Source organism: Anaplasma marginale str. Florida (genome assembly GCF_000215485.1).
Classification (GTDB): domain Bacteria; phylum Pseudomonadota; class Alphaproteobacteria; order Rickettsiales; family Anaplasmataceae; genus Anaplasma; species Anaplasma marginale.
The window spans coordinates 1-14192 of sequence record NZ_AFMS01000145.1; the positions used below are offsets into that span (position 1 = coordinate 1).

A 14192-nucleotide genomic window follows, 5' to 3' on the forward strand; every position below is an offset into this window, starting at 1 on the left:
TAGCCGTTGAGCGTCTCTGCAGACTTTTTGGTGTAAATTTGCTAATGTGCAGCCACACTCTGGCTCCCAGGCCAACCAGCAGGTTTTTATGGCGCTCTTGAAACCTGGTGATACTATTCTTGGCATGTCCCTGGATTGCGGAGGACACTTAACCCACGGTGCGGCCCCTAATGTTTCGGGGCGGTGGTTTAATGCCGTGTCTTATGGGGTCAATCGCGATACGGGGCTCATAGATATGGATGAGGTGGAGGCTCTTGCCCTGTCTGCCAAACCCTCATTGATTATTGCCGGGGCGTCTTCATACCCGCGAAGGATAGACTTTGCCGCTTTTAGGGCCATCGCAGATAAGGTGGGGGCATATTTGCTTGCGGACATAGCTCACTATTCGGGGCTGATTGCTGGGGGCTGCTATCCATCACCGTTTGGGCACGCGCATGTCGTTACTTCCACCACCCATAAGACCCTCCGGGGGCCTAGGGGCGCCGTTATAATGACTGACGATGAAGAAATACACAAAAAGATAAGGCTGTCCGTGTTTCCTGGAATGCAGGGTGGCCCGCTGATGCATGTGATAGCGGCGAAGGCGGTGGCGTTCAAAGAGGCTCTGCATCCGGATTTCAAGCTATACGCCCAACAGGTGCTAGAAAACTCCCGCGTTCTTGCTGGTGTTTTGTCTTCCGAGGGGCTGGATGTTGTCACGGGCGGGACTGATAGCCACATCGTGCTACTTGACCTGAGATCAAAGGGTGTAACCGGCAGGGAAGTATCTTCCTCCTTGGAAAGAGCCGGTATTGTGTGCAACAAGAATGCGGTTCCCTTTGACACAGAAAAACCCTGGGTTACTTCCGGAATAAGGCTGGGCTCTGCTGCTGAAACCTCGCGCGGGCTTGGAGTACCTGAGTTTGAAAGCATAGGGCGCTTGGTTGCGAAGGTTGTTAATGCTTGTTCTTTGGGTCAAGAAAAAATGTCTGCGGCGGAAGCAGAGGTTAGGCGCGAAGTAAATGGCCTAGTGCGCAGCCTTCCCATGTCGGCGTTTCCTGTGTGTGAGGTGTGCTAATAGCCTCATGTGCGTTGGTCGGGGCTCCTCGCGTTTGTGGGGTTGCTAGACGATGCAAGTGTAGCGCCGTGGCGGCTGCTCGTGGTCGGTTGCATCGCTATGGTGGCCTCTGGGGCGTTTATGGTGTGAGGTGTGTTCCGTGATGAAAAGCAGTCCGACTTCTGATTTAAAAGTTGTGGCACGAGATGCTTTGGATTCTTTGCTGTCCATGATCGAGCAAGTTGATGTTGAGGGGCGCATCGAGTGTGACGTGGGTGATGGAATAATCGAGGCTACGTGCGATGGGCTTGTATACCTGATAAGTTGGCATCAGCCCTCATCGCAAATATGGGTTGCATCTCCAATTAGCGGATCGGTGCGTTTCTCTTACAACGCAGATGATGCATCGTGGCGTGATACGCAAAATGCGCGTGAGCTGCTTTCCTTTGTTAAACAGGATATATGCGCCGCCTTTGGCCCTCGAGAGCAATAGGTGTGCCATGAAGGCGCTGCTCTCCTATATACGGCCACACTTTTTGTATTTCTTGCTGTCATACCTTGCGGTGATTACCTCTTCTGGGGCCATACTCGCCTTGGGACACAGCATGAACGCGCTGGTCGACGCCGTTGGTGCGACCTCAGACTCTAGGCCGCTGACAGTTATTTTTTTTCTGATTGCAACGATGTCGACAAGCTCGTTTTTGCGGGTTTGGCTTTCAGGGCGCGGAGCTGAGCTCGTGGTGCGTGACTTGCGAAAGCAGATATATGACAAAATCGTCGTTTTATCTCAGAGCGTTTTGGAAAATACCAGCACGTCGGTGTTAATGAGCAGATTAACAACTGACATGGCCATGCTGCAGGCCATTCTGAGCGGTAGTATGCTGGTGATTTTTCGGAACACGACTGTTCTCATAGGTAGCGCAACCATGCTCGCGCATACCAACATAAAGCTTACTGGGTATATAGTCTGCATGTTGCCGATTCTATGGGCAATTGTTGCGTTGTTAGGCAGGCGTGTGCGACATTTCTCTCGTCTTTTGCGGGGAAGGGTTGAGCAGTTAGCCCATTTTGGCGAGGAAACGTGCAGGGGTATCGGGGTTATCCAAGCGTTTACGGCCGAAGATCATGCAAGAGCCAAGTTTGCCAATTTGTTAGACGAAAACTTCCGTATTGCCGGGAAATATTTACTATGGCGGGCACTGTTGGTGACCCTGATTCTCTCCGCGGCTGCCGGGTCTGTCGGCGTTGTCTTATGGATGGGCATCAAAGAGGTGAGTGTCCAGAGCATGAGCGCCGGGTCTCTCTTATCGTTCGTTTTTTATGCAGTACTTGCCGCCGGTGCGGTGAACGGCATAGGGGACAATATCCAAGATCTGCAGAAGGCCGCCAGGATTGCCGAAGACGTACTACAGCTATTGTGCATTGATGTGGGAATGTCAGATGCCGAGGATTGTGTGGACGTTAATGCAGTCAAGGGGGCAGTCGAGATGCACAACGTCACGTTCTTCTATCCGAGCAAAACAGACACACCAGCGCTGCGGAACGTAAGCCTTACTATGCATAGTGGTGAGAGAGTGGCAATAGTGGGGTATTCTGGTGCGGGAAAGAGCACGATTACTGACTTGCTCCTGAGGTTTTATGATGTCAGCTCCGGAAGCATAACCATCGACGGGGTGGATATCAGGAAGATTTCCTTACGCAGCCTACGCTCGCTTTTCTGCGTGGTTCCACAAAGCCCAGTGATATTTTCCGGCACCATACTTGATAACATCGCCTACGGGGCCGACCGTACCTACACCAATAGGCAACTGGAGGAAGCGGCGGAAAGGGCTAGCATTGCGGATTTTATACACACTCTCCCAAACAAGTTTGACACTTTCGTTGGTGAGAAGGGAATATGCTTATCGGAGGGACAGAAGCAGAGAATAGTGATAGCCAGAGCCATATTGAGGAACCCAGAAGTTTTGATATTGGACGAAGCGACTTCGGCTCTGGATTCCGATAATGAAAGCAAGGTGCAGGCAGCATTGTGTGAGTTGATGCAAGGCAAGCTCATGATTACCATAGCGCATAGGCTCTCCACTGTAGCCAACTCGGATAAAATAGTGGTATTAGACGACGGGGCGATCAAAGAGGTCGGCACGCATGACTCACTCATACAGGACGAAAACAGCTTATATGCCAGGCTGGTTAAGCTGCAGCTTTTGCAGTATAGGGGATAGGCGGCTGTACACGCTTTTGAGTTGCGCCGGTGCAGTTGGAGGCCAGCCAAGTTTTTACGCGTTATGTCGGCAAAGTTGTGGTTGGTTAATGAGATACTGATAAAAACGTCCAAGGAAGAAAAGTCCCAGTGTGGGTGAGTTTTGTGCCAACCTAAGGCTGCTATAGCGAGCTAGCGCGGTACTGATTGCGGGCGGTGGGACCAAAGTTGTTGTTGACTGTGGGGGTTATTATGGTACGCTGAGGTCGTTTGTGATTTTGCGTTTTGCGCTGTGGGAGCACCTGGGTCGGCATATAAAATTGTAGACCACGAGTATGATGTTGTGGTTGTTGGCGCGGGGGGTGCCGGGCTACGTGCGGTTGTCGGCATGGCCGCTGCGGGCCTATCCGTGGCGTGTGTGTCTAAGGTTTTTCCCACCCGTAGCCATACCGTGGCTGCCCAGGGTGGCATCAGTGCGGCGCTTGGTAATATTTCTGAGGATGACTGGCGGTGGCATATGTTCGACACCGTTAAGGGGTCTGACTGGCTTGGTGATCAAGATGCCATCGAGTATATGTGCAAGCATGCTATGGAAGCGGTTGTTGAGCTTGAGCATTATGGGGTTCCCTTCTCGAGAACTGAAGATGGCAAAATATACCAGCGTCCGTTTGGGGGTATGACTACAGAATATGGCAAAGGCAAGATGGCCGTGCGTACCTGTGCTGCCTCGGACAAAACTGGGCATGCCATATTGCACACTTTGTATCAGCAGGCCCTAAAATATAAGGTAGAGTTTTTTGTTGAGTATTTTGCGATAGATCTGATCATGAGCGCTAACAATAGCGCTTGTCATGGCGTTGTTGCGTGGTCATTGTGTGACGGCACTCTACACAGGTTCCGCGCGCACGCGGTGGTTTTGGCAACCGGTGGGTATGGCAGGGTATACTTTTCGGCGACCAGTGCCCATACCTGCACTGGTGATGGTGGCGGTATGGCTGCCAGGGCTGGGCTGCCCATGGAAGACATGGAATTCGTGCAGTTTCACCCCACTGGTATATACGGTTCTGGCTGCTTGATGACCGAGGGTTGCCGCGGTGAGGGTGGATACCTGCTGAACTCCGAAGGGGAGAGGTTTATGGAGCGCTATGCGCCCAAGGCGCGGGACCTTGCCTCTCGTGACGTTGTTAGCAGGGCCATAACAATGGAGATACGCGAGGGTAGGGGTGTTGGGCCGAAGAAAGACCACGTGTTTCTGTCTATAGCCCATCTTGACCCTGGGGTGATAAAAGAAAGGCTGCCAGGCATCAGTGAAACTGCCAAGACGTTTGCTGGTGTTGACGTTACTAAAGATCCTATACCAGTCCTGCCTACGGTACACTATAACATGGGTGGGGTGCCGACAAACTATTATGGGGAGGTTATTCTATCGGAAAAGGGAAAGATAGTGGCAGGGCTTTTTGCAATCGGCGAGGCGGCATGTGTTTCTGTGCATGGTGCTAACCGCTTGGGCTCTAATTCCCTACTGGACTTGGTGGTTTTTGGCAGAGCGGCTGCGCTTAGGGCCAAGGAGATCATCAAGCCTGGCGCTCCCCACGCGCCGATAGAAGAATCGTTCGTAGATGCAATTGTTGATAGATTTGATAAACTGCGCTTTTCACGCGGTGGCCCCCGGGTTGCCGAGGTGCGTGATAGCATGCAGCGTGTGATGCAAGACCATGCGGCGGTTTTCCGTACCGCAGACATTCTTAATGAAGGGAAACAGAAAATCCGCGAGGTTGCCTCTATGGCGAAAGATATGTCTGTTTCGGATAGGAGCATGATTTGGAACAGTGACCTTGTGGAAGCTCTTGAGCTAACCAATATGCTGCCTCAGGCTGTGATTACCATGGACTGTGCTGCGAATCGCACTGAGAGCAGAGGCGCTCACGCCCGTGAGGATTTTCCGGAGCGTGATGATGAAAACTGGATGAAGCACACCATGGCTTGGTACGATAGCAAGACCCACGGTGTGAAGATAGCCTACAAGAGTGTTGCTACCAGCACGCTTACAAATGAGGTGGAGTGGTTTCCTCCTCAGAAGAGGGTATACTAGATAGTGGTTAATGGGGTGTAGCCAATGGTGCAGATATCTCTGCCGCGGAACTCTAAAATCAATCCTAAGGGTAAAGTGCACAACATGGCGGAGGGCGCGCAGCGTGTCGGGTGCTTCAAGATATACCGGTGGTCTCCAGATGACGATGAAGGCCCTAGGATTGACACATTCTACATCGATTTAGATAAATGCGGGCAGATGGTCCTTGATGCGCTAATAAAAATTAAGAACGAGGTGGATTCCACACTTACGTTCAGGAGGTCCTGCAGAGAGGGCATATGCGGATCCTGCGCGATGAATATTGACGGTTCTAACACTCTCGCATGTACAAAATACATCTCTGACATCAAAGGGGATGTGAAAATCTACCCATTGCCCCACATGAACGTAATTAAAGACCTAGTGCCAGATCTTAGCGACTTCTATGCGCAGTACAAGTCTGTCAGTCCGTGGCTCAAGGCTCAGGATCCTGTTTCCGGCACTAGTGAGCGTCTTCAAAGTGTTGAAGACAGGAGCAAGCTGGATGGAATTTATGACTGCATTCTGTGCGCTAGCTGCAGCACAAGCTGTCCGAGCTATTGGTGGAATTCCGACAAATACCTGGGGCCTGCGGTTCTGCTGCAAGTGTATCGGTGGTTGGCGGATAGCAGGGATGAGGCAACTGATGAACGGTTGGAGCTCCTTGATGATGCGTTTAAACTGTATAGGTGCCACACTATTATGAACTGTACAAAAACCTGTCCTAAAGACTTAAATCCTGCAAAGGCGATCTCTAAAATTAAGCAGCTGATGCTCAAGAGGTTGGAGTTATAGGTGGAAGAAGGAACGGGTGAGTACACAAAGCGTGTGGTCGTGCATGCACTTGAGGATATCCTGCATCAGGAGCTCAGGGTTTTAGATAAAGGGTTTGTAAGGGTTGTTGATTATATGGGCTCTGATGAGTCCGTGGTTCAGGCTGCGCGCGTATCTTACGGTAGGGGCACGAAGCGCACTAGCCAAGATGCCGCGTTAATTGGGTACCTCATGCGGCATGCACACACTTCCCCCTTCGAAATGTGTGAGATTAAGCTTCACGTAAAGTTGCCAATTTTTGTCGCCAGGCAGTGGGTAAGGCACCGTACTGCAAGTATAAATGAGTATTCTGCTAGGTACTCTGTATTGGATCGCGAGTTTTACATTCCGGATGAGAAGCAGATTGCGGAGCAGTCAACAAACAACGCACAGGGCAGGGGAACGCCGTTGCCTGCTGATGCCGCGAAGAGGATTATGGAGCTTTTTAGGCGCAATTCTGAGCTCATGTATGAAGATTACGAAGCCCTGCTGGAGCAGGGCTTAGCGCGGGAGCTTGCCAGAATGAACCTGACGATTAATTGCTATACCCAGTGGTATTGGAAAGTTAATCTGCACAATTTGCTGAGGTTTTTGGCGCTTAGATCTGGTGCGGGTGCCCAATATGAGATTAGAGAATATGCGAGCAGGATTCTGGAAATAGTGAGGTTATGGGTTCCCATGGTGCACGCCGCATTTGTGGAATACCACTTGGAATCCAGTACAATATCAAGAAGCGCGCTTGTGGTTGTGAGAAAGATGCTACAAGGGGAAAAGGTGAGTATGGAGGAGAGCGGACTAGGGCGCAGGGAGTGGGGCGAGCTCATGTCAGTACTGTACCCCGATGGCGAACCTGAGTAATGCGCATACTATTTGTGGTCTGTCACGCGGAAGTTCTTTTTGTAGGGGCCCTCTTGGGCTATTGAGGTCAGTCTTGTTGTTAATGTTGTGGCGAAGCGTGATGTGCTGTTCCTTAACTAGACATGTGGAGTACGTATGCTGCTGAGCTCGTTGGCATTCATACTTGCCGTGCTGTCTGTAGTACTCGTTGATATCACTAACGCTATGTATGCCAACTACCTAACGCAGGTGGGGGCTTTTTTTGGTGCGGAACAGACTGTTACTCAGTTTACAGTCAGCTGTGAGATGCTTGGCTATTCGACATCGGGGCTGATTTACGGTCCTATGTCTGACCGGCATGGACGTAGGCCTGTCATGCTCTTCGGAATGGCCGTCTTCCTTATTACCGGGCTGTGGTGCTATTTTGCAAATAGCATAACTGTTCTCATTATTGCCAGATTTTTTCACGGGGTAGGTGCGGGAGTTTCTGCAGTAGTGGGCTATGCAATTATATGTGACACCTATTCTAGTGAGGAGTGCTCTAAGAGGATATCCTTGATGTACATGTGTGCTGTTACCGGCTCCGCGTTCATTGCACCCGGCATGTCCTCATACATGATAGAACATGGATATGGTTGGAGAACAGTTTTTGTAGTGTCAATAGTCCTGAGCGCAGCACTCCTTTCCTGGTTGGTGTGCAAGCTTCCAGAGACAATATCGGAGAGACGTGCGGGGTGTAATCCGATTACAATAGTTTCCGGGTACGTCGCCCTGCTGAGGAACCGCAGGTTTCTTGCCTATTGTTTCATCAAGGTTCTCACGATGACGTATACATTGGCCTCAGTGGGAACTCTGCCATTTGTATTTATTGAGGGCATGGGGCTCCAGGCAAAGTATTATGGCTATGTTGCAGCTATTGGCGGAGTGTCATTCATTGCCGGGACTATGGCCAACGTAAAGCTGGTGGGCAGGTTTGGTATGAGAAGAATGATAGCTGTAGGTTTGGTGCTGACTGTGGCATCAGATGTGGCGGCGATTATGGCCGATTACTACTTCGCTCTTACACCTGTGCTTGTGGAGGCAATCTGGATTCCCTCCTCATTCTGCATTTCACTTATCGCCAGTAACGGCGCTGTTTTGGCCTTTCGTGAGGTCAGCAACAAAGGCGCAGCCTCTGCCTTCATTATTTTTTGTCAGACAGTTTTTGGAGTTGTAGGCATGTACGTTGTCGGCAAGTTTTACAATGGCACCATAGTCCCAATTTGTTTGCTGACTTTCACATGCTGCGGAATATCTTCAGTGATCCTGTGCGTATGTACGCCGAGGAGCGAAGCTTAGAGCTAATGGTGCGGCTGGTCAGCAGTAAATCCCTACCCTACCGGCTGGCAGGCCCCGCGCACTGTAGGATTGCAGCCACTCAGTTTAAGCTCTTAAGCTCAGCGTTGTCTCCGCGCCGTTGCATACCCTTTTTCCACGAGCCTATATGTACTTGCTGCTGAGCAGGTATTCAAAGCCTTTTTGTGTGAGCACCCTGCCGCGTGGTGTGCGCTGGATGAAGCAGGTTTTTATTAGATATGGCTCTATAGTCTCTTCGATGTTGCCTACGTCTTCTGAAAGCGCTGAGGCTATAGTGTCGATGCCCACCGGACCTTTTGCCTCAAAAACGAACTTTAGATATTTCAAGTCCATTTTGTCGAACCCAGCACCGTCTATTCCCAGGCGGAACAGCGCGCTATTTGCGAAGTTGCCATCTATTGTGCCGTGCTTCCTCTCAAACTCTAAAAAGTCTCTCACGCGCCTGAAGAGCCTTAGCGCAATTCTCGGTGTGCCTCTGGATCTGGAGGCAATCTCCCGCGCCCCGCTATCGTCTATACTAGTGCAAATCACGCCGGCGGCCCGCTTTATCACAAGCACGAGTTCGTCTACAGAGTAAAACTCCAGGTGCAGTGGGATGCCGAACCTGTCCCTCAACGGGTTTGAGATCAATCCAAACCTTGTGGTAGCGCCGATCAATGTGAAAGCGGGGATGTCGATTTTCAAAGTTCTTGCGCCACATCCCTCTCCTACCACAATGTCGAGGCAATAGTCCTCCATAGCGGAATATAGCACCTCCTCTATGTTCCTGTTCAACCTATGAATTTCGTCTATGAATAACACATCCATGGGTTGAAGATTGGTCAAAATTGCTGCCAAGTCACCTGCTTTGCTCAACAAAGGCCCGGCAGTTGACCTAAAATTCACCTTTAGTTCTTTTGCGATGATATGTGCAAGCGTGGTTTTACCTAAGCCCGGCGGGCCATACAATAAAACGTGGTCCATGGGCTCTCTTCTCTCATACGCAGATTGTATGAAGACCTTGAGATTCTTTATGACCTCAGTCTGCCCCACAAACTCTTCTATTAGGCACGGGCGGAGAGCAACATTGCGATGGTCCTCCGGCAGGGCCTCATATTTGTGTAATGTGTCGTTGCTCACTTAGATAACTCCAAAAGTGCGCGGCGTACCGCATCCTCGGTGGAGTCACACACTCCAACTTTCTGCAGCGCACCCAAGGCTGCCGTCCTTTCGTACCCCAGGCTGAGTAAGGCAGCAACAGCCTCACTGTCTGTTCTAGTGGTTGCAGCGAACCTGTTGAGCTCAAATTTCTGTACCTGCGGGGTCAACTCGGAAATTATTCTACTGATGAGCTTTTCTCCCACGCCACCAACCTTTAAAGCAGCCCTATCTTCGCTTACGATTGCAGAAAACACCTGCTCTGGGGTCAGCACGTCCAATATTGCCATGGCAGTCTTGTAGTTCACGCCGCTGACTTTAATAAGCATCCGCATGCAGTTTTGCTCTTCCCTGTTTGCAAAGCCATAGAGCTGGGAGACGCCGTCTCTGCCCACATAGGTTTCAATATACAGCCGAACATGATCTCCGTGTTGGCAGCCGCTTAGCACCCTGCCCGGCAGCTGCACCAAATACCCCACTCCGCCGACACACAGTATGATGCGATTGCTGCACACAACCTCTTCGACCGTGCCAGACAACGTCCCGATCATAGCGCCTCCTGGCTATAGACACGGGCAAGCCTGGCCCTGCACTTCCGCGCTCTGACCAAGGTGCTGATGCGAAGCAGCGTAAACACGCCAAATAGAGATGCGAGAGCGGTGAACATTGCAAATAGCGGTACCAGCATTGAGGAATCAATAGCCACGCCACCCTTCCTCAGCACACTTGCCGGTTGGTGCAGAGTTGACCATATGTCCACCGAGAACTTCACAATCGGTACGTTTATGGCGCTAAACACCGCAAACAAGGCGGCGGCCCTCGAAGCTCTTGCCTGATCTTCAAATGCATTCCACAAGCACGAATATCCCAAATATAAGAAGAGCAGAAGCAACATTGAGGTGAGCCGAGCATCCCACACCCACCAGGCACCCCACGTGTATTTGCCCCACACACTGCCAGTGACCAAACACACCATGGTAAAACACCCGCCCACAGGTGCCATCGCCCTGGACAGCAAAAAACCCGCGTTTTTTTTAATTAGTGCTACAAAGCTCAACACGGCGACTGCCGCATACGTCCCCAACGAAATCCACGCAGAGGGTACGTGCAAATACATTATGCGCACGACCTCACCCTGCCTATAATCTGGCGGTGAGGCATAAAGCGCGCAATACAGGCCCACCGCCATCGAGACGGCGCATATGCACACCAGACAGGGCAACGCCGCCCACGAGTAACGAACAAGACCCTTCACGCTACCGCACCAGAAGCTACCTACCCCATCCCCGGAAGATAGCATAGTTACTTATGAGCGACAACAGTAAGTTTACCCATGGCCAGCTGCTCCTTACCGTGGCTACGATGCTGATACACACCCACATTAGGCTCAATGAGTAAGTGCGCAGAAAAGGCAGGTGTGCAGCGGATAGCCGTGGCGGCAGTCGCTTCTATAACGTGAGCGCGCAGCTTTCGCAATAGTAGCCTTGTTGTGGGCTGAGCACACTATGCACCGGGGTTTATTTCGGTTGAAAGTTGGGCACGTTGATGATATAAGCGGCCTCTGGCACGGGAATTGCAGGGGTGTTGTGGGCCTAAAGCTGACAAGTGAAGGTATAATGCTGGTGCTCTCCTCACCCTCTGGGTGCGGCAAGACCACCGTGTCTGACCTTATCATCAAAAACAGTGATAACAACATAATACGCTCGGTTTCCGCAACCACGAGGGCTCCTAGGGAGGGTGAGGTTAACGGTAGGGACTACTTTTTCCTCAGCGAAGCGGAGTTTTTGCTGATGTGCGAATCTGGTGAGATGATGGAGCACGCGAAAGTTTTCGGGAATTACTACGGCATACCGCGGAAGTTTGTGGCAGAAAACATCAGTAGCGGGAAAAACATACTGTTTGTGATCGATTGGCAGGGGGCCTACAGGCTAATGGAAACGATGAAAGAATCAGTAGTGAGTGTTTTCATGATGCCTCCTTCCATGGATGAGTTAGAGCGTCGCATGAGCGACCGAGGCGGTATTGATGGTGTTGCGAGGGAGAGGCTTAAAGGCGCCCCATTCGAGATCAGTCACTGCTACCGCTACGATTACATAATAGTCAACGAAGATGCTGAGGAAACCGCGCGCAAGATAGGCTGTATTATTGGTGCAGAGAGCAAGAGGGTGTCTAGGCAGATGGGGTTGAGGGAGCTTATAGACAAAAACTTCCCGTTGTGATACGGGCTGTTGCGGCTTGAGAAATTTACTCGGTTCTCGCTATGCGGGTTCGTGTTCCACAAATAAGCATTGCGGCTTCCGGGGTGTCGTGCTACAAGTCTAAGACAATCAGAAGTTGAGCAAGTATGGCAGTTGTGGTTGCCCGTGTGGTTCGGGCGTGCTGTGGTGTGTTTCCAGCCAGTGGCAAGTCGGCGGTATGGCCGGTCGTTTTCGCGATATTCGCTGCTGTCTTCCCGATGTGCGGTGCCGCGCACGTGCAAGATGCCGGCCATGGTGGCAAATTTGGCTCCCGGGCCGTGATGGACGCTATCTGGACGGATGCGCAGCTCCGTGGTACGGAAGAGGAAAGCAAGGTTTCTAGTTACCACCAGCCAGATTTGGCGCTGCCGGACGGTGGATGCACGCCGCTTCGGGCCCAGGGGGAAGGCAATGGCGTATGGGGGAATATTAGGTCTGTCTCGCTGCGCCCAGATGTGGGGAAGGTTGTGGCTCTAACGTTCGATTTTTGCGAACTTTCTACCAAAACTGCGGGCTATGACGGCGGGGTAATCGATTTTCTCAGGCAACGCGGCATTCCCGCTACGCTATTTCTCGGTGGAAAATGGATGAAGACGCACCCAGAAAGGGCGATGCAGCTCATTGCGGACCCACTGTTTGAAATAGGTAATCATGCGTGGACTCACGGAAATTTTGCGCTATTGCCCGTAAGGGATGCAACCGAGCAGGTCATGTGCACTGAAAGGCAGTATGAGATACTCAGAAGCGCTGTCGGTGCGCGATTGCATGATGGCGTATCGCATGAGGAGTTTGAAAAAATTCCCAATGGTCTTAGCTTGTTCAGGCTACCTTACGGTAGGGTGGCAGACGCGAATCTTGACCTTTTGCGTAAAAGTGGGGTTAGGATTGTGCAATGGGACGTTGTAGTGCCCGAGTGGGAGCGGATCTCCGACAAATTTGTGTCAGAAATGGGCATACGCAGGGGGTCGATTTTGCTAATGCACGCAACTTCGGTTCCCCCGCACACGCTTGAGAATCTAAAGGTGATTGTGGGTTTTTTGCAAAAAGAGGGGTACAGTTTCGCTACGGTTACTGAGCTGCTTGACATGGGAACCCCAAATGTTCATACTGAGGGCTACTTCAGGCATCCTGGGGATAATGTCTTCCTGGACAACAGGTATCTGAACTATGGCACCGCGCATACGCCTCCCAATGGGCACAAACCCGCGGGCAGTGGGTAGTCCGTCCTGTGGGCGGCCGCTGTTGTGGTGGGGCAATCTGCCGTAGTGTGCTTGTCCGGGTACATTGATAGGTAGTGGGGTGTGCCCTCGGTGCAGTTTTTTGAATTCCCTGGCCCTCATGCCTGTTTTTACGGTCTTTTGGGGGTTTAGTGCGTGAAATAATAGACGGTAAACTGGTTGCACGGGGTTTGCTAGACAGGTTGCGTGTATCTGTTGATCGACTTAAGGCAGAACATGGAATAGTACCACACTTGGTGGTGGTCATTGTTGGGGATGATCCGGCGAGTAAGCTGTACGTAGGCAATAAGCAGCGCAAGGCAGAGGAGCTCGGCCTGCAGTCCCGGACTATTGCCCTTGAGCATGATACCTCCCAGGAGGAGCTGTTGCGCATCATTGATGAGCTAAACAGAGACGCGGCAGTGCACGGTATTTTGGTGCAGCTGCCCCTACCAAGGCATATAGATAAAGAGCTGGTGATTAACGCCATCAGCCCCGAGAAAGACGTTGATGGGTTTCACAATGCCAACGCTGGCAAGCTAGCCACTGGTCAGCTGGATTGCATGATTCCATGTACTCCGCAGGGGTGCATCCATCTGATAAAAACTGTAAAACAAGATCTGGCCGGTAGCAACGCGGTGGTTGTAGGCCGCTCTAACATAGTGGGAAAGCCAGTTGCATTGCTGCTCCTCTACGAAAATTGTACGGTGACTGTGCTACACTCTGCCAGCCGTAATCTTGAAGAGCATTGTTTGCGGGCAGATATAATTGTGGCAGCGGTGGGCAAGGCCCGCTTCATTAGGGCTTCCTGGATCAAGCCTGGGGCAATAGTTGTCGATGTTGGCATAAACCTTGTAGAAGAGAGCGGCAAGAAGCGCTTTGTTGGGGATGTTGAGTTCGAAGGTTTGCAGGATGTTCCATGTTCAGTCACTCCGGTTCCCGGGGGCGTGGGGCCGATGACCATAGCGTTCCTTCTGGTGAACACGGTTTTAGGGTCGTGCAAGCAATGTGGCGTTTCTTATGAAGATATAAAAAGTTCTCTGTTGCAGTAGTTGTCGTTATGGTTTAGCATTCTGCGGGGGCGGTTAGCTCAGTTGGTAGAGCGCCTCGTTTACACCGAGGAAGTCAGCAGTTCGAGTCTGTTACTGCCCACCATGTTCTAGCTGCTTATCGCTCATGTGGTGAATTTTCCATCATTTGTTGTTCTGCTCTAGGCGGCGCACTTTTCTGGCTGTAACCCCGGCTGATA

12 protein-coding genes, 1 tRNA gene and 1 pseudogene are annotated in these 14192 nt (G+C 51.4%); 11 read left to right on the forward strand and 3 right to left on the reverse strand.

Annotated features, from left to right (window positions below; all coding sequences use genetic code 11):
- The 7 genes and pseudogenes from glyA to GAC_RS04100 all read left to right on the forward strand — a co-directional run.
- Positions 1-1057, forward strand: a pseudogene (gene glyA, locus GAC_RS04070) (serine hydroxymethyltransferase); the annotation flags it as partial.
- A 142-nt stretch (positions 1058-1199) separates the two neighbouring features.
- Positions 1200-1529, forward strand: coding sequence for a frataxin domain-containing protein (locus tag GAC_RS04075; protein ID WP_010262830.1), 330 nt, complete (start codon positions 1200-1202; stop codon positions 1527-1529).
- Positions 1530-1536: 7 nt separating this feature from the next.
- The gene (locus GAC_RS04080; protein ID WP_037349524.1) at positions 1537-3258 is read left to right on the forward strand and encodes an ABC transporter ATP-binding protein; all 1722 of its coding nucleotides are present in this window, start codon (positions 1537-1539) and stop codon (positions 3256-3258) included.
- A 270-nt stretch (positions 3259-3528) separates the two neighbouring features.
- Positions 3529-5328: a succinate dehydrogenase flavoprotein subunit gene (gene sdhA, locus GAC_RS04085; protein WP_010267096.1), complete on the forward strand. Its 1800-nt coding sequence runs from the start codon at positions 3529-3531 to the stop codon at positions 5326-5328.
- 24 nt (positions 5329-5352) lie between these two features.
- Positions 5353-6141, forward strand: coding sequence for a succinate dehydrogenase iron-sulfur subunit (locus tag GAC_RS04090; protein WP_012658832.1), 789 nt, complete (start codon positions 5353-5355; stop codon positions 6139-6141).
- On the forward strand, positions 6142-7017 hold the full coding sequence (thyX, locus tag GAC_RS04095; protein ID WP_010262847.1) for an FAD-dependent thymidylate synthase: 876 nt from the start codon (positions 6142-6144) through the stop codon (positions 7015-7017).
- A gap of 135 nt (positions 7018-7152) precedes the next feature.
- On the forward strand, positions 7153-8334 hold the full coding sequence (locus GAC_RS04100; protein WP_010262851.1) for an MFS transporter: 1182 nt from the start codon (positions 7153-7155) through the stop codon (positions 8332-8334).
- A gap of 141 nt (positions 8335-8475) precedes the next feature.
- Here the strand turns inward: GAC_RS04100 and ruvB are convergent, their stop codons facing one another.
- The 3 genes from ruvB to ccmC are packed head-to-tail and all read right to left on the reverse strand — an operon-like array spanning position 8476 to position 10789.
- Entirely contained in the window at positions 8476-9471 is a 996-nt protein-coding gene (ruvB, locus tag GAC_RS04105; protein WP_010262857.1) for a Holliday junction branch migration DNA helicase RuvB, read from the reverse strand.
- Positions 9468-10040, reverse strand: coding sequence for a Holliday junction branch migration protein RuvA (gene ruvA / locus GAC_RS04110; RefSeq protein ID WP_010267102.1), 573 nt, complete (start codon positions 10038-10040; stop codon positions 9468-9470). Before ruvA ends, ruvB begins: the two co-directional genes overlap by 4 nt.
- A complete protein-coding gene (gene ccmC / locus GAC_RS04115) occupies positions 10037-10789 on the reverse strand; it encodes a heme ABC transporter permease CcmC (RefSeq protein WP_011114153.1) in 753 nt (250 codons plus the stop codon). The genes ruvA and ccmC overlap by 4 nt, the downstream gene beginning before the upstream one ends.
- A gap of 316 nt (positions 10790-11105) precedes the next feature.
- Here ccmC and gmk point away from each other — a divergent pair, with 316 nt between their 5' ends.
- From gmk to GAC_RS04135, 4 genes are all read left to right on the forward strand, one after another.
- Positions 11106-11708, forward strand: a complete 603-nt coding sequence (gmk, locus tag GAC_RS04120; protein WP_029209674.1) for a guanylate kinase — start codon at positions 11106-11108, stop codon at positions 11706-11708.
- A gap of 146 nt (positions 11709-11854) precedes the next feature.
- Positions 11855-12946: a polysaccharide deacetylase family protein gene (locus tag GAC_RS04125; protein ID WP_241759982.1), complete on the forward strand. Its 1092-nt coding sequence runs from the start codon at positions 11855-11857 to the stop codon at positions 12944-12946.
- Positions 12947-13095: 149 nt separating this feature from the next.
- Positions 13096-13995 (forward strand): bifunctional 5,10-methylenetetrahydrofolate dehydrogenase/5,10-methenyltetrahydrofolate cyclohydrolase, encoded by a 900-nt coding sequence (locus tag GAC_RS04130; protein WP_010262876.1) that lies wholly within the window; start codon positions 13096-13098, stop codon positions 13993-13995.
- 27 nt (positions 13996-14022) lie between these two features.
- Positions 14023-14098: transfer RNA gene (locus GAC_RS04135), tRNA-Val, on the forward strand.
- Positions 14099-14192 lie beyond the last annotated feature (94 nt).